The organism is Alicyclobacillus fructus (genome assembly GCF_017329605.1).
GTDB lineage: Bacteria > Bacillota > Bacilli > Alicyclobacillales > Alicyclobacillaceae > Alicyclobacillus > Alicyclobacillus fructus.
Window position 1 is genome coordinate 97,723 of sequence record NZ_JAFMTY010000002.1, and the last position, 15,486, is coordinate 113,208.

At 62.9% G+C, this 15,486-nt stretch carries 15 protein-coding genes; 10 read left to right on the forward strand and 5 right to left on the reverse strand.

The annotated features are described in order from the left end of the window. Positions 1–39: 39 nt before the first annotated feature. From J3481_RS01350 to J3481_RS01360, 3 genes are all read left to right on the forward strand, one after another. A complete protein-coding gene (locus J3481_RS01350; RefSeq protein WP_206831167.1) occupies positions 40–2,157 on the forward strand; it encodes a peptidoglycan D,D-transpeptidase FtsI family protein in 2,118 nt (705 codons plus the stop codon). A 97-nt stretch (positions 2,158–2,254) separates the two neighbouring features. Further along, a complete protein-coding gene (locus J3481_RS01355; RefSeq protein WP_236010960.1) occupies positions 2,255–3,085 on the forward strand; it encodes a mechanosensitive ion channel family protein in 831 nt (276 codons plus the stop codon). A 78-nt stretch (positions 3,086–3,163) separates the two neighbouring features. Beyond that, complete coding sequence (locus J3481_RS01360) at positions 3,164–4,222, forward strand: NAD(P)-dependent alcohol dehydrogenase (RefSeq protein ID WP_328702056.1); 1,059 nt, start codon at positions 3,164–3,166, stop codon at positions 4,220–4,222. A gap of 51 nt (positions 4,223–4,273) precedes the next feature. Here J3481_RS01360 and J3481_RS01365 read toward each other — a convergent pair whose 3' ends face one another. Continuing rightward, positions 4,274–4,999, reverse strand: coding sequence for a VIT1/CCC1 transporter family protein (locus J3481_RS01365; protein WP_206832772.1), 726 nt, complete (start codon positions 4,997–4,999; stop codon positions 4,274–4,276). A gap of 173 nt (positions 5,000–5,172) precedes the next feature. Here J3481_RS01365 and J3481_RS01370 point away from each other — a divergent pair, with 173 nt between their 5' ends. From J3481_RS01370 to J3481_RS01380, 3 genes are all read left to right on the forward strand, one after another. Next, positions 5,173–6,186 (forward strand): endo-1,4-beta-xylanase, encoded by a 1,014-nt coding sequence (locus J3481_RS01370; RefSeq protein ID WP_206832773.1) that lies wholly within the window; start codon positions 5,173–5,175, stop codon positions 6,184–6,186. A 71-nt stretch (positions 6,187–6,257) separates the two neighbouring features. Beyond that, positions 6,258–7,211, forward strand: coding sequence for a hypothetical protein (locus J3481_RS01375; protein WP_206832774.1), 954 nt, complete (start codon positions 6,258–6,260; stop codon positions 7,209–7,211). Between the two features lie 26 nt (positions 7,212–7,237). Beyond that, on the forward strand, positions 7,238–7,510 hold the full coding sequence (locus J3481_RS01380; protein WP_206832775.1) for a GNAT family N-acetyltransferase: 273 nt from the start codon (positions 7,238–7,240) through the stop codon (positions 7,508–7,510). 59 nt (positions 7,511–7,569) lie between these two features. On the opposite strand, the gene J3481_RS01385 is transcribed toward J3481_RS01380, so the two are convergent. Genes J3481_RS01385 through J3481_RS01395 form a run of 3 tightly spaced genes read right to left on the reverse strand, consistent with a single transcriptional unit; the run spans position 7,570 to position 10,563 of the window. Next, entirely contained in the window at positions 7,570–8,787 is a 1,218-nt protein-coding gene (locus tag J3481_RS01385; protein WP_206832140.1) for a galactokinase, read from the reverse strand. Next, positions 8,768–9,757: a galactose-1-phosphate uridylyltransferase gene (gene galT, locus J3481_RS01390; protein WP_206832141.1), complete on the reverse strand. Its 990-nt coding sequence runs from the start codon at positions 9,755–9,757 to the stop codon at positions 8,768–8,770. Before galT ends, J3481_RS01385 begins: the two co-directional genes overlap by 20 nt. Then, positions 9,754–10,563 carry a DeoR/GlpR family DNA-binding transcription regulator gene (locus J3481_RS01395; RefSeq protein WP_328702118.1) on the reverse strand — a complete coding sequence of 270 codons (810 nt, stop codon included), beginning with the start codon at positions 10,561–10,563 and terminating at the stop codon, positions 9,754–9,756. Before J3481_RS01395 ends, galT begins: the two co-directional genes overlap by 4 nt. A 167-nt stretch (positions 10,564–10,730) precedes the next feature. On the opposite strand from J3481_RS01395, the gene J3481_RS01400 reads away from it, so the two are divergent. From J3481_RS01400 to J3481_RS01410, 3 genes are all read left to right on the forward strand, one after another. Beyond that, complete coding sequence (locus J3481_RS01400) at positions 10,731–11,402, forward strand: spore coat protein (protein WP_206832142.1); 672 nt, start codon at positions 10,731–10,733, stop codon at positions 11,400–11,402. Positions 11,403–11,516: 114 nt separating this feature from the next. Further along, complete coding sequence (locus tag J3481_RS01405; RefSeq protein ID WP_206832143.1) at positions 11,517–11,855, forward strand: hypothetical protein; 339 nt, start codon at positions 11,517–11,519, stop codon at positions 11,853–11,855. 159 nt (positions 11,856–12,014) lie between these two features. Further along, complete coding sequence (locus J3481_RS01410; RefSeq protein ID WP_206832144.1) at positions 12,015–13,226, forward strand: hypothetical protein; 1,212 nt, start codon at positions 12,015–12,017, stop codon at positions 13,224–13,226. A gap of 25 nt (positions 13,227–13,251) precedes the next feature. Here the strand turns inward: J3481_RS01410 and J3481_RS01415 are convergent, their stop codons facing one another. Next, the gene (locus J3481_RS01415; protein WP_206832145.1) at positions 13,252–14,475 is read right to left on the reverse strand and encodes an MFS transporter; all 1,224 of its coding nucleotides are present in this window, start codon (positions 14,473–14,475) and stop codon (positions 13,252–13,254) included. A gap of 176 nt (positions 14,476–14,651) precedes the next feature. Between J3481_RS01415 and J3481_RS01420 the strand changes: the two genes are divergently transcribed. Beyond that, complete coding sequence (locus J3481_RS01420; protein ID WP_206832146.1) at positions 14,652–15,482, forward strand: SPFH domain-containing protein; 831 nt, start codon at positions 14,652–14,654, stop codon at positions 15,480–15,482. The last annotated feature ends 4 nt before the right edge of the window (positions 15,483–15,486 follow it).

Below are 15,486 nucleotides of genomic sequence, written 5' to 3' on the forward strand. Positions count from 1 at the left end.
AAATAGCTATGGATAGCCTGAAGGACGGAGTGAGACTCGGTGCGAAAGTCGAGAACGAAGCGCGCGCAGAGGCGGACCGGAGCCGTGGCGCCGCCCGATCCGGAGAAGGTCGCGAAGCGGCGCCGCTTCCGCCTCCACGTCGTGTACAGCTTGGTGTTTCTCTCGTTTACCTCGCTGATTTTGCGTTTGGCGTACGTGCAGGTGGTCAAGGGCGCCTCGTTTCGTTCTTCGGAACAGCTCACGCAGTACGCGCGCGTGCCCATTCTGCCGCAGCGCGGATGGATTTACGATGCCAACGGCCAGGTGCTGGCCTGGGACAAACCCGTCCTGACCCTTCAATTCAACCGATACACGCAGATGTCGACCGCTGAAATGCACCGCGTCGCGTCCATCCTCGCGCCCGTGCTCCAGACGACCCCGCAGGCCCTGTATCAAGCCATGCAGAGCAATCCGGGGGCTCTCCAGGTCACGCTCGCTCGGAATGTGACCGATGCGCAGGTGGCGTACGTGGTGGAGCATCAGAGCGAGCTGCCCAACATCCAGGTGGTGCAGGACTACGAGCGCCAGTACCCGTATGGCGATCTCGCCGGTCAAGTGTTGGGTTACGTCGGCGCCATCACGGCGGAGAATGTAAGTCAGTACAAAGGGTATCTGTACAGCCAGAAGGTGGGCGAGACTGGCGTCGAGTACGAATATGAACACCTCCTGCAGGGCAAACCCGGTTACGAACTTGTGACGGTCACGTCGAGCGGCACGGCCGTCGGCAGCGTGGGCGAGATCGCCCCGCAAAACGGGGACAACATCCAGCTCACGCTGGACGGACATGAACAGGCCGTGGCGCAGGAGCTGTTGCAGAACATGATCGATTCGTCGCCAACCAACAAGCAGGACATCACGGATGCGGCGGCGGTCATGCTGAACGTCAAGACGGGCGGCGTGATCGCCATGGTGAGCTATCCGTATCTGGACCCCAACTGGTACACGGACGGCACATATGTCAATCACGTCCACTATCTGGAGACGTCGGGGGCTCAGCTGAATAACGTGATTGACACGTATAACTATCCGGGTTCTACGGTGAAGCCGGCGAATCTGCTCGCCGGGCTCAAAGCGGGAGTGGTCACGCCGAAGACGGAGATTCTCGACGACGGCTATATTTACATTGGGACGCAGCGAAAGAACGAGGATGAGGGCTTCGTCTTTGGATGGGTGAATCCCATCGAGGCCATCACGGTGTCGAGCGACGTGTTTTTCTATGAGCTCGGCCTTCAGCTCGGGAAGTGGTTCGGGTCGAGCACCACGTCGGGCGGATCGTATCCAGCTTCGGACGGCAGCTATCAAAACTACCTGGACACGGACTTCGTGAAAGGCATCAACGCGATGTTCCAGGAGGAGGAGAACTTTGGGCTTGGCACGTTGACGGGCATCGATCTGCCCTTTGAGGAACACGGCGAGTTCTACATCGAGGACTACCGGAAGGGCAACATTCAGGTGCCGTACAATCTCAAGGCGAGCGAGGAGTCGCTCGCGAAGACGGGCAAATACGTCAATTACGGATCGCCGGCCAGCCTGGCGGACGCCGCGATCGGTCAGTCGCAGATGTTCACGCCCATGGAACTCGGTGTCTACGCCATGACACTCGCGGACGAGGGGCTCAGGCTCAAGCCGCACCTGCTTGAGAACGTCTATGCGCCGAACGGGACGCCGAACTCGGGCTCGAAGCCCATTCTCACTTACAAGACGCAGATTTTGGGCCGCGTGAGCGCGGAGCCGTGGCAGTGGAACCTCATCAAGCAGGGGATGTACGGCGTGACGTCGAACCCGGCGGGCACGGCGTACTACGCGTTCCTGGGCGCACCGTACCAAGCGGCGGGAAAGACAGGGACGGCGCAGATTGTCATCAACGGTCACCGGACCGACAATTCGGTCTTCATCTGCTATGCGCCGCTCAATCACCCGCTGGTGGCGGTGGCCGTGATGGCGCCAGGCGGGGGCTACGGCGCGAGCTTTTCGGCGATCTTGGCGCGCAAGATGATCGACGCGTACTTCGACGAGCACCACGAGCCGTGGATGCCCAAAAGCCAATGGACCAGCACGGCCATTCCGTCGAATTGGACGCAGTCTCCCGCCTACCTGCTGCCGGAGGAAAGCCATTGATGCCCATCCGGAGCTTGCGATATGATGGAGGTACTTATGCGGCCACAGCGATTTTGCGCTGTGGCCGTTCGTGAGTTTGGAAGATCGAGGTGTCTTCATGACCGACGGATCCCGATCGTCGCCGGTGGGATGGCGGCGGTTCACGATGTATCTGGTGCTGCTCGTGGCGCTCGCGGTGGCGGCTTATCTCGGGCGCGAGTCGGAGCGGCTTCAATCGCTTCCTTCCTTGGATCGACAAATCATCGAATGGGCCATCGCGCTCGTGTGGTTTGGGGCGGGGGCGCTGGTCGTCAACCAACTCCGCCGCACGGTCAACGCCATGGCGTCGCGGCACCCGGGCGCGGACATCCGCGTGTTGAGCGTGGTCAACCGGGCGCTCAGCGCCGTCGGCTATGCGTTTGTGCTGGTGATTGGGCTCAACCTGTTGCAGGTGAAGGTCGGAAGCATCCTGGTTGGCGGCGCGGTGACGGGCGTGATCGTCGGCGTCGGCGCGCAATCGACGCTCGCGAATCTCATCGCGGGCTTGGTGCTCTTTGCCGTGCGGCCGTTTCAACTGGGCGAATACGTCAGCTTCCGCACGTACCTGTTTGGCGGCGTGGAGTACAGCGGTACTGTGGTGGATGTGAACTGGTATCACACCATTCTGGAGGACGGGGGCGTGCGGCGCGTTCTGCCGAACGCGTCGGTCGTCAGTTCGGCCATCACGGTGGGCGCGCGCGAGGGAAACAAGCTGTGCACGGTACCGCTGTCCTACGCGATTTCGTTTCGCGAGTTCGAGGCGAAGTTGGGCGAGATGACCGGCGGACGCGCAAGCCTCGGCATCAAGGAGTTTGGCACCGATACGTACACGGTGCAAGTGGAGATCCCGGCGGAGATGGATCTCGAGATCGTGCGCGAGGCCATCGCGGCGTTTCGGGCGGAGGCGTGAGCGGGGGCTTTCGCCCTTGATCGGCTTCTGTATACTAGAATCGGAGGTAGAGAGGACGCATCAGGAAGGGGAGTTCGCGTGGCAGTCTCGAGCGCCATTCCGAAGACGATGAAGGCGGCGTACCTGGTGGGTGCGCGACAGGTGGAGATCCGCGAGGTTCCGGTTCCGGAGCCTTCACCGGATGAAGTGCTGATTCGGGTGGAGGCGGTTGGCGTGTGCGGTTCCGACGTGCATTATTACGAGCATGGGCGGATCGGGCGGTACGTGGTCGACGGTCCTCTCATTCTGGGGCATGAGGCGAGCGGAATCATCGTCGCCGCAGGCGCGAACGTGAACCACCTCCGCCCCGGCCAGCGCGTGGCCATTGAGCCGGGCGTGACCTGCGGGCGGTGCGAAGCGTGCAAATCGGGGAGATACAACCTGTGTCCGCACGTGCGCTTCCTCGCGACGCCGCCTGTCGACGGCGCATTTGCTCAGTATATCGCTCATCGGGCGGATTTCGTGTACCCCATCCCGGACGAGATGTCGTACGAGCAGGCGGCGATGGTCGAGCCGTTCTCCGTCGCCCTGCACGCCATCCAGAGGTCCGGCTTGCGCCCGGGCCAACGCGTCGCCATCGCCGGCATGGGCCCCGTGGGGCTTTTCACCGTCATCGCGGCGCGCCGGCTCGGTGCGGGCGACGTGATCGTCAGCGATACGGTGGAGAAGCGGTTGCGGCTTGCGCTCCAGTTTGGCGCAACCGAAGCCGTGGACGCCAAGCGGGGGGCCATCGCGGACGCGGTCCGCGAGCGATTCCCGGAAGGCGTGGACGTGGCCATCGAGACGGCCGGGCATCCGGACGCTGTCGCCTCTCTCTTGCCCGCACTTCGCCGCGGCGGTCGCCTCGTCGTGGTGGGCTTGTCGCAATCGCCGCTCCGCGAGCTCGACCTGACGCAGCTCACGGATGGGGAAATCGAAATCGCGGGCGTGTTTCGGTATGCCAACACCTATCCCGCGGGTATCCAGCTCATGCGCGAGATCGACGTCTGGGACCTCATCACGGACACGTTCCCGCTCGCCGAGGCTGGGGACGCGCTTGAGCGCGCCCGGACGAACAAAAACGAGAGCATCAAGGTCGTGGTGTATCCACAGGCATGAGAAGAGGGCGATCGCGAGACAAATCGCGATCGCCCTCGTTGGCACATGCGGCTATAACACGTGGCTGCCGGCGAGCCCGAGCAAGTAGGAGACCACGCCGACGATCACGCCCGCGAGGGTCATCTCGATGCCGCTCGACCACCAGGACCGGACGGTCACGAGGCTCTTGAGCGCGCCGACGACGAAGTGCGCCGCAAGGCTGATGGCCGCGGCGGTGACGACGGCGGCGAGGCCCTGCATGAAAAAGAACGGGACGAGCGGCACCACGCCGCCGATGAACGTGGAGAGTCCGCCCGATAGGGCTGCGCCCCAGGCGTTGCCTCGGCTCGCCTCGTGGATGCCGTGTTTTTCCTGGGCCATCGTCTTCAGGAAGAGCTCGTCGTCCTTGGCGATGCGCTCGGCAATCTCTCTCGCCTCATGGGGCTCGAATCCCCGCGTTTCGTAGATCAGCGAGAGGATCTCGATTTCGCGCGACCGGTTCTGCTCGATGTCTCGTTTCGCTTCGTGAAAGGCCTTGTCCAACAGCTCGTTTTCCGATCTCGTCGCGAGCCACGCGCCCGCGGCCATCGACAGCGTGCTCGCCAGAGCACCGAAGAAGCCCGAGACGAGAATGGTGTGGTTGTTTCCTGTATAACCGGCCACGCCAGCGATGATGCCGAAGATGGCGCCGAGTCCATCGTTCACGCCGTAGATGGCATCGCCTATCCAGCTCGGCGTGTTGCGCTGTTCTCTGCCCATCAGTTCATCAAGTTTTGCGGATGGTGAAAGGGTGCTCATCTTCCATCGTCCTCAGTTCGTTTGGAGTGGAGCCGCCTCAAAGGCGGCATCCCTGTTTCACTCTACGTTCTCATCATAATTGTGTTTGGTAAAATAAGTCAACGCTAAATGTTCCAGTTAGTTCCGCCTTATCGAGCCCATTAGGACGCGATCGACCGAGGAGGAGATGGACGATGGCTCACGAAACGTCCCTGCGAGCCGCCTACGAGTCTCACTTTCGCGTGGGCGCGGCGGTCAACGCCGCGACCGTTCGCACGCATGCCGACATCGTGGCGCGCCACTTTAACAGTGTCACCCCTGAAAACGAGATGAAGTGGGAGCGAATTCATCCCTCTGAAGGCCAATATGACTTTGTCTCTGCCGACCAAATCGTTTTATTTGCTCGCGATCTCGGCATGTTCGTCCGCGGGCACACGCTCGTGTGGCACAACCAGACACCGGCGTGGGTGTTTCTGGACGATCTCGGCCAACCGGCGCCGGCGAAACTCGTCGAGGCGAGGCTCGAAGCGCACATCGCTGAGGTCGTCGGGCGCTACCGTGGCGTCGTCGGCTGTTGGGACGTCGTGAACGAGGCCGTGATCGACCAGGGGGATGGCTGGCTCCGGCCAAGCCGCTGGCGGACGGCGCTCGGCGACGAGTATATCGAGAAGGCCTTTCGACTGGCGCACCAAGCCGATCCGAGCGCCCTTCTGTTTTACAATGACTACAACGAGACCCAACCGGATAAAAGGGATCGCATTCTCCGGCTGCTGGAGCACCTGTTGGACCGCGGGGCTCCTGTCCACGGCGTAGGCCTGCAAATGCACGTGTCGCTTGACGATCCGCCCGTGGAACAAATGGAAGCGGCCATCGAGCGGTATCGGGCCCTGGGCCTCCGCCTGCACATCACCGAGCTCGACGTGAGCGTGTATCCGTGGGTGCACGAGCCGGATCGCCCGCAGCATCCAACGCGGCCGTACGACGAGGAGGTGGCCGAGAAGCTCGCGGCGCGATACGAAGCGCTGTTCGCGCTGTTTCTGCGGCACGCGGACGCCATCGACAACGTGACGTTGTGGGGCGTCGCGGACGACGCGACATGGCGCGACGATTTCCCGGTGAAAGGCCGGAAGGACTGGCCGCTGCTTTTCGACGTGGAGCATCGCCCGAAAGAGGCGTTCTGGCGCGTGATTCGCCTCGTTCGCGGTTGAGGCGAGTTGCGCTTTTCGGCCCTCCTCGGGAGTGGTAGAATGTGCGAAAAAGCCGAAGGAGAGGGATGGCGATGTCCCTGCGGCACGCTGCGAGCGCCATGTCCTTCGTCGCCTTGGCGGGAGCTTGGGCAGCCATCGCGCCGGATGTCGCCGCCGCGCAGTCGCCTGCGACCGAACTCCAGCAGGCGATTCACGCCTGGCAGCAGGCTCCGTACCGCCAGACGCAGTTTCTGGCGGAGGCAAGTCTGTCGGTGATCTGGCAGGCCGCCTATGCCCGCAGCTCGGCTTGGTCGTCGCTCGCCGACCGACTGTCGCGCGACGGTCGGCTTGCGCTGTTTCACGCGGAGGACGACGTGTGGCAGGTGAGCGGCAGCCCGGCTGAGATGTTCACCGCCTCCGGCGTCACCGGCGCTGCGAGCCTGTTGTGGTTCCGCGGAGAGGGCTACGAAAGGACACCGAACGGATGGGCGAAGTTCGCCGAGCCGCAGGTCGTGTGGAATCCCATGCTCGGCGCATGGCGTTCGGCGCGCGAAACCGGAGGCGGAGCGGCTGGGGACGAAATCGAGGCGGTTATGGATGCCGGATCGGCCAAGTCGATGTTTGGGCCGTGGCTTGTGGGCGTGGTGGGAACGGCGCTGTTTGGCGGGCGAGGCGTGTCGGCGGCCGATCTGAAGGCGCTTCTCGCCCACACCACGGTGTATGGCCACTTCGCCATTTCGCGGGCGAGCGGAGCGCCACAGCTGAATGCGGCCACCGTGACGGCCGTCGTCGCCGTGCCGGCCACCGTCGTCGCCGAGGCGCTCGGGCAACGGGCGGCGAGTGCCGTGAACAGCATGACGTGGCGGATCGACTGGACCATGAAGACCCGTTACGAGCGCGTGCCGCAGACCCTGCCCCAGGGCTTTCATCCCGGCGGCTGGCCCGCTCCTGAGCCGGGGAACAGCACGGGCAACAGCCTGAGCGGCGAGAATGACGCGAACACCGCGAACGGATCGGCGGGCGGAACGCTTGAGAATGGCACCTGATTCCATTGTGGGAAGAGGGCGAGAACATGGAACTGGTTCGCGTGGAACGCGGCGTTGAGCTGCGGAACGAGGCCGGTGAGCGAATCGGCTACATTTCATGTACGGATCGGGGCGATGGGGTTTGGACCATCGATCACACGGTGGTCGATCCGGCGTATCAGGGGCAGGGGCTCGCCGCCCAACTCGTGGACGAACTGGTGGCGATGGCCCGGGAACGGGGCGTGAAGCTTGTGCCCGTGTGCTCGTACGCCGTCCTTCGCTTCCGGCGCAGGCCGGACTATGCGGATGTCCAGGCCTGACGTGCGGTGGCGGCGATGGCGCTCCCCCTCCAGGTGCGCGGGAGGGGGAGCGCCATCGCTCAACGCGCAAGCGCATCGAGCGCAGGAAGCGCATGCACGCCGTCGCCGATGTCGGTCACATAGAACGAAGGTGTGCGCCCGGTCGCCTTCCTGTAGGCCGTTTCCACGTGCCGCGTGAAGGATTCGACGGCGTCCTCCCGCACCAGGCTCACGGTGCATCCGCCGAATCCGGCGCCCGTCATGCGCGATCCGATGCAGCCCTCGGCCTCCCACGCCGCTTCCACCAAAGCGTCGAGCGCTTCTCCGGTCACCTCATAGTCGTCGCGAAGCGATCGGTGCGACGCGTTCATCAGTTCTCCGAACGCCTCAATTTGCCCGTTTTCCAACAGCCGCGCCGCCTCCCGGGCTCGATGGCTTTCCATGACGACGTGGCGCGCCCGACGGACGATCACGTCCGCATCCATTCCGCGCCCGCCCTCGGCGCGAAGCCACGGTTCGATCTCCGGCCACGCGCTCGGGTCGATCTCGGCGAGGGCCTGGATCTCGGGGAACCGGCGCTTCACAATGGCGAGCGCCGCTTCGCACTCCGCGCGCCGCTCGTTGTATTTCGATCCCGCGAGCTTCCGCGGCACGTTGCTGTTGGCGATGACCAGCCGGTAACCGTCCGCGTGCACAGGCACCAACTGATACGCGAGGGTGAGGCAGTTGAGCGAAAGCGCCATGTCCTTTCGCCCCATGGCGATGGAAAACTGGTCCATGACGCCGCAGTTGACGCCCACGAATTCGTTTTCCGCCTGCTGTGCGATCACGGCCAGCGCTTCGAGATCGAGATGGGCCCCCGTGAGATCGTTGATGGCGAAGGCCGTCACCACTTCGACCGACGCGCTCGAGGACAGGCCGGCGCCCACGGGGAGATTGCCGAAGAAGAACAGATCCATGCCGGGCGCGTCCACGCCGCGGCGGTGCAGCACGTCGATCACGCCGAGCGGGTAGTTGGCGAAATCTTGCTCAGGGCGAAATTGCACGTCGTCCGCGCTCACTTCCACGACGCGATCGGAAAAGGTCGTCGCGAAGCGAAACCGGCGATCGGGGCGCGGACGGACGACGAGCCACGTACCCATGGTGAGGGCTGCGGGCAAGACGTACCCGCCGTTGTAGTCGGTGTGTTCGCCGATGAGGTTGACTCGGCCCGGCGCGAAGTAGGCGCGCAGTTCGCTCGTGTCGCCGGGGGAAAACGCGAGAATACGGTCCATGAGATCAGGCCAGTGGATCGACATGTCGGTTCGCTTCCTTTCGCTTCTGAATCGCTTCCCTCAATTGCGGCGCGGTCGTCTCCACGGCCATCGGATTGCACGGCGCCCACGCGCCCGTTTCCGACGACGCGAGGTACTTGAGCCGCGTGGCGGTCTGGAGAGGCGGGTAAAACTCGATGTGAAAGTGAAAATCGACACGTTGCGCCTGATTCACCGGGCTTTGGTGCAGCACCATCATGTACGGAAACTCGCGGTCGAACAGCGCATCCATGCCGCTCGTCACGCGTTTCAGGATGCGGGCGAGATCGGTCCGCTCGTCGTCGGTGAATTCCAGCAGGCTGCCGACGTGACGCTTGGACGAGATAAATGCGCCGTACGGGTAGTCCGTAAAAAACGGAATGTAGGCGTAAAAGTGCTCGGTTTCTTCCAACATGCGCTTCTCAAACGCGACCTCTTCGCGGTTGATATCGCACATGAGGCAGCTTCCGGTCTTTTCACGGTGCTCCGCAAACGATTCGATCTCGACCCTGAGTTTCTGCGGCACGTACGGGTAAGCGTAGATCTGCCCGTGCGGATGGGGCATCGTCACGCCCACCTCAGGGCCGCGGTTCTCGAAGATCAGCACGTACTGATGACGTGGATTCGAGGCCAGATCGCGAAAACGGTCCGTCCACAGGTCGACCAGCTTGCGGATGTGCGCCACCGGCAGTTCAGGCAGCGTCGTGGTGTGCTCCTTTGAGTATAGAATGACTTCGCATTTTCCGTAAGCGGGTTCGACGCGGTAAAGTCCCGTCGCCACGTCGTCCGGTTCGGGCGGATGGGGAGACAGCGCTGGAAAGTCGTTGTCATACGCCAGGACGTCGTAGTCATCCGGCACTTTGCCCGAGCCCGGGCAAAACGGGCAGTTGTCCTTGGGCAGATTCGGCCGCTTGTGGCGGTTTGAAGCGACCATGGTCCAGTCGCGCAGAAGCGGGTTATATCGCAGTTCGGTCATCTGTCATCACCTCGTGTGGAGGATTCGGCCGGAGTGGCGCCGGCGACGACGAGATCGACTTCGTGCTCGGCAAGGGCGGCCGCCTCGGCTTCGCCCGGCTGGCGGTCCGTGATGAGGGCGTCGATCTCGCCAAGCTTCGCGAAACGGATGAGCGATTCCACGCCCCACTTGGTGTGATCGGCAAGCACCACGATCCTCGCCGCGCGCTCCATCATCGCGCGGTTCACAGCCGCCTCGAGCACATTGGGCGTCGAGAGGCCGTGATCGACGTGAATTCCGCTCGCGCCGAGGAACAGGATGTCCGCGCGGAATTGGCGGATCATCTGCTCTGCCACAGGGCCCACCAGTGCGTCGCTCGGCGTTCGGAACTGGCCGCCCGTGAGAAAGATGTCGCGGTAGCCGTTTTTGCTGAGCTCCGTTGCGACGTTCACGGAATTGGTCAGGAACGTGAGATTTTGAAAGCCAGCGATATGCTGGGCCAGCACCCACGTGGTCGTGCCCGCGGCGATGGCGATGGTCATGCCGGATTCAATCTGCTGGAGCGCGGCTTTGGCGATGGCCATCTTCTCCGGGATCTGGAGGATGCGTTTGTCGGTGTATGGCAATTCGCGTGCGGCGCGCGCCACCTGTCCGCCGCCAAACGCGGTCTCCACCAGTCCCTGCGCCTCGAGCGCTTTCATGTCGCGCCGCACGGTGATTTCCGAGACGCCGAGCCGCTCCGCCAACTGGCGGTAGGAGGCGAAACCGTGTTGGGCGAGCAGTTCCAAGAGCACGCGCTGGCGTTCCTTTGGGTACACCGTTCTCACCTCGGCCTCCCTTGATCAAGTTTTATCATAACATAGTCTCTTTCTTTTCATCATATGATATTTCGTGACGAAGCGGCGCAGCGTTCCATCCCTGAGGCACATATTCCTGCGTTTCCTGCGCAACCTACGGATGACGACACCATTCTCTCTCCGTAGGAGGTCGAGCGATGCAGCAACAGCCGAACATGCCCCACATGCAGGGCAACATGATGGCGAACGCCCAGGCGGGATCGCAGGCGCAAGGACAGAATGCGCCCAATGCGCCGTTTGGCGCGCACGAGATCATCGGGATGAACGAGGTGCTGCAGGCGACGTCCGCGAACGCCGAGGTGCTGAACTTCCTGGCGCATCACGCCCAGGATCCGCAGGTTCGCCAGATGCTCGAGCGTCAGGCGCAGGCCATGGAACAGCACTACGTGGAAGGCGTGCGCGTCCTGCAGACCAACAGCTCGATGAGCGGACAGGGGTATCAGATCGCGATGCACGCGCAGCCGAAACTCGGGCTTCGCCACCCGACCTATCCCGCGCCGAATCTGCAGGCGCAGGCCCCGTCCGATCGCGCCATCTGCGCCGTCGCGCTCAACCTGCACAAATTCGGCGCCATGATGTGCACCATGTTCGCGCTCGAGTGCGCCAACCCGCAATTCCGCACGTTCCTCATGACGAGCGCCGGGCTGTGTGACCGCATGGCGTACGATCTGTTCGCCTACATGAATCAAAAAGGGGACTACCAGGTCGCCACGCTGCAGAAGAACACCACGCAGACGATGATCGACTCGTACCAGATGCCCGGAGGGATGCCGCAGCCCGGCATGCCGCAGGCGCCGAACGTTCAATGAGGCAGGCGGCCCGATGTGGGCCGCCCACTTTCAATCATGATTCGAGAATCCGCGCGTATGCTGGTCTTTGGAGACTTTCCACCTTCCAATCTCAAGCGCAAGGAGTCGATTGCGATGCTGACCTTGGCGGACCAGATGGTGGCGTACTGCTTTGGCAGACCGGACATCCTGGAGCGCGCGCACAATCACTTCGAGCGGACCATCGACGAATTGCTGAGCGAAGGGGAAGTCGTCTGGGCGCGGGAGCCCGTGGCGGGCGTCATTGCCTGCGACGGGCGCTGGTACGCATGGTTTCGACACGTCCGGGACAATGGCCAGGTCGAGGGAAAGCTGTTTGCCTGTGCGGATGAGATGCAGGTCCTGGCGCACGTGATGGAGGAGATCCCTTGGCTTGAGCCGGAGTGCCGCATCAAACTGTTGCGCGCATTGCGCGCGGCCCAACCAAGCGCCTGATGGCGCCGCGGCCCATATCGTCGACGAGCCCTGACCTCAGGGCTTTTTTCATCGCCAAAAAATCGCAGGCCCGATGGCTTTATCTGTCGAACAGAATCCGATAGGATCGAACCATGTAGAAACCGAGGCAAGACCTCGGGTCATTGCGAGGGGAAGCTTGTGAAGACGCTGAAGGGAATGGACGCGCTCGAGGTCGCCGCCCGATACGGCATCACGCTCTATGATACATATTACGGAAACGAAGTGACGGTTCAGGAGGCCCGCGAGTTCATCGAGGCCAAGCGGGATCCGGACAGCTTCATCCTCAAGGACTGGCCTGACACCGAGGAAGAAGCCGAAGACGTGCTCCTCATGCACATCTACCAGGCGCTGCGCGACAAGAAGCAGGCGCATGGCCGGGTCGATCTCGTCATCGAGGACACCGAAGGCCCTGTCATCAACGTGGCGGCGGCCGAACTGGCGGCGTTGCGCCTCGGCAATCGCCGCATGCTCGAGGTGGACGATCGCGACGACGGCGTCTACTACCACATCCCGCGGACCGCGCGCCTGACGGACGAGTTTCTGCAAAAACTCGGCCAGTTCGTCTGCGAGGAGTGCCGCCATTTCGATCTCGCCGGTCCGTATCACGAGGCGTGCCTGTACGCGCTGGTGAATGCCGTCCGGCGCGGCGAGTTTGCGCTCGAGGACGTGGTGGAAGAGCGGCCTGCGGATGGAAGTCCGCTCGGAAAACTGTTCGGTTCGAACTTTGGCACGTGGTCGCGGCGCGTCTCGGAGACGAAGTCGCGGCTGCAACAGGCGTGGAAAAAGCGCCGCCGCGCCGTGCTGTCCCGCATCGAGGATCAGCGCGGCGACAAGGCGGGAGACCAGGCGGGAGACGGAAAGGCTCAGGCGTCTGCGCAGGACTGGGCCACTGCCACGCTGCATCGGACGCTCGCCGGGCTTCAGCGGACGCGATTGGCGGCGAAGGCGCAGGAGGAGGGCGCTCCGGCCGCCCATCCGGCCGGGCCGCAGGTTGCGCAGACCGGCGCGGACGAGATTGTCGATGCGGTCAACGACTCGGTGGATCGCGCCGCGGGCCGAGAGCGCATCACGAAGCGTGCGCTCATTCGGTACCTCGAGCAGGTCGAGATCGTCGACGAGACCGGTGAAGAGGCGCGCGAATTGGCCGATCTCCGCCAGCGCTGCATCGAACTCGAGGCGCTCTTGGACTCCGCCAACACGCGCTACGATCGCGTCCGAGCCGAAAAGGACCACTGGAAGCGCCAGTACGAAGCGCTGAAGAAGGACATGGACACCGTGCTCCAGGCCCTCCAAATCGCGCGCAGACACGCGGGCGACGAAGCCGCGCCCACGGAGCAAGGCGAGCCGTGACCAGCTGGCGGTCAGGCCGCGGGCGTCACGGAGACGGCGTGTGGGTCGCCTGCTCGCTTCGCGGCAGGAGGCCCGGTCGGCGCATGAGGGCGTATGCCCCCGCCGTCACACCGGCGAGGAGGGCGCCCGTCACCCAGAAGACCCCGTGAATGCTGATCGCGTCCGCGATGGCGCCGCCGACGAGCGGCCCGACGGTGTTGCCGATCTGGTTGGCCGTCTGATTGAGCCCGAAAGCCCGGCCGCGGAACGAGGCTTCCGTCGAGCGGACGATGAGTCCGTTGATGGCCGGGTACACCGCGCAGAAAAAGGCGCCATAGACGAAGCGGACCACCGCAAAGGCAATCACGTTGTGGAACGGGATCTGCATGAACGTCCAGACGGCGCCACCCGCCAGTCCGACGGTGAGCACCCGCGCGAAGCCGATGCGGTCGGCGTACTTGCCCCAGATCGGCGCGAAGACCACGCTCGCGATCCCGGCCAGCGAAAACACGAGACCCGCGAGAAAGGAAGCGTTTTTGGCGCTCGCGGACGGATCGAGCTCGGCGATGTACAGTGTCAACACCGGCTCGATGGTCATGATGGAGAACGACACGACCATGTTCAGCGCGAGCGCGGTGAGGAGGGGCTTGTTGTGAAGGGCCCCGCCGATGGCGCTTCGCACAGAAGGCCGGGACGCGGCGCGCTTCTTGTTCACCTCGCGCACGAAGGCGAGGGCCAGGAGGGTCGAGATGAGCACAAGCGCGGAAGCGCTGCCAAATGCCACGCGGTTGCCGAACAGCCGCGCGATGGATCCGCCCAGGAGCGGTCCGACGATCCCGCCCGCGGAACTGGCCGCGGACAGGGTCGACAGCGCATAACCCACCTTGTCCTCAGGCGTATTGCTCCCCACGAGGGCCACGGACCCCGGGATGTAACCGGACAGCAACCCCTGCAGCGTGCGAAGAATCAGGAGTTCCCATGGATGATGCACAAAGGCCGTCAGGCCGTAGATCACAAACAGCACAAAGCCCGCCCGGACGATCATCGGCTTCTGACCGTATCGATCGCCGAGCGAGCCCCAATAGGGCGCCGCGATGGCGCCGGCGACAAACGCCGCGCTGTACAGTGCGCCGGACCAGATGTCGGTGTGCTCGTGCACGCCGATGTTGAGCAAAAACAGGGGGAGAAACGGGATGACCATGGAGTAGCTCGCGGACGTGAGCAGCGTCCCCATCCACAGGACCAAGAGGTTTCGTTGCCAGATTTCCATCTGCCATCACCAACGTTTTTCTTTTTATCTTACCCCTCTTTCGACGACACGGGGCAAGGAATTTCAGTGTCGCGAAATGGTGTTCCCATTTCAGCCGCCAAGCGGTATGATGGGTCTAACATCATTAGGAATTGAATTGAAAACGTTGGATGGAAATCTCCGAGGGAGGACGTCAGATGCCGCAGATTCGCCAGGTGATCAGCACCTTGACCAACGACGGCAAGGAGATCATGGGTCCGGACGTATTGGTGTACCACTATCCCGATAACAGCATTCTCAACGGGTCTCTGCTCACCGTGGAGTCCAACCACTTTGCGGTGCTGAAGTCCCGCGGCGCGATTCTCAACGTGTACGAGACGGGTCAATACGTCATCCAGACGCCGGATCGGCCCATTATCGGCGCGTTCCAGCAGGCGTTTTTCGGCGGCCAGAGCCCGTGGCAATACGAGGTCATTTACATCAATCGGGCGAAGCTGATTCTCGAGGTCACCGGCGTGGCGTATTCGAAAGAGATGGCGGAGATGGGCTATCACGTGAGCTGCTACGTCCATGTCGACACCAAGGAGGACGCCCTGAAACTGGTTCAGCACATGCCGATGTCCGGCCACTACGTGAGCATGAAGGAGGTCAATTGGTACGCCGGGCCGGTCATCGAACAGTCCATCAACAAGATTGTGCAATTGACGGAGTTAGAGCGGGTCAATGAACGGATGCCTGAAATTTTGGAACTGGTGAAAGATCATCTCCAGGAGTTTTTGGCCGTGTACGGGCTCACGTTGAACGACGTGAAGGCGCTCGTGTACCCGCGCGACGAGCGGATGAAGGAATTGATTGCCCTTCGGGCGTTTGGACTGTCCGAGCTCGACGCTGTGCGCTACTACACCGCCATGATCATGGCGCAAAAGGGCGTCGTGTCCGCGCCCAACATGGCCATCGGCGAGCCATTCTTCATTGGAAATCCGCAGGTGGCGGCCGATCGCATCACGCAGCTCGAAGGCAAGCGGTAAGGGG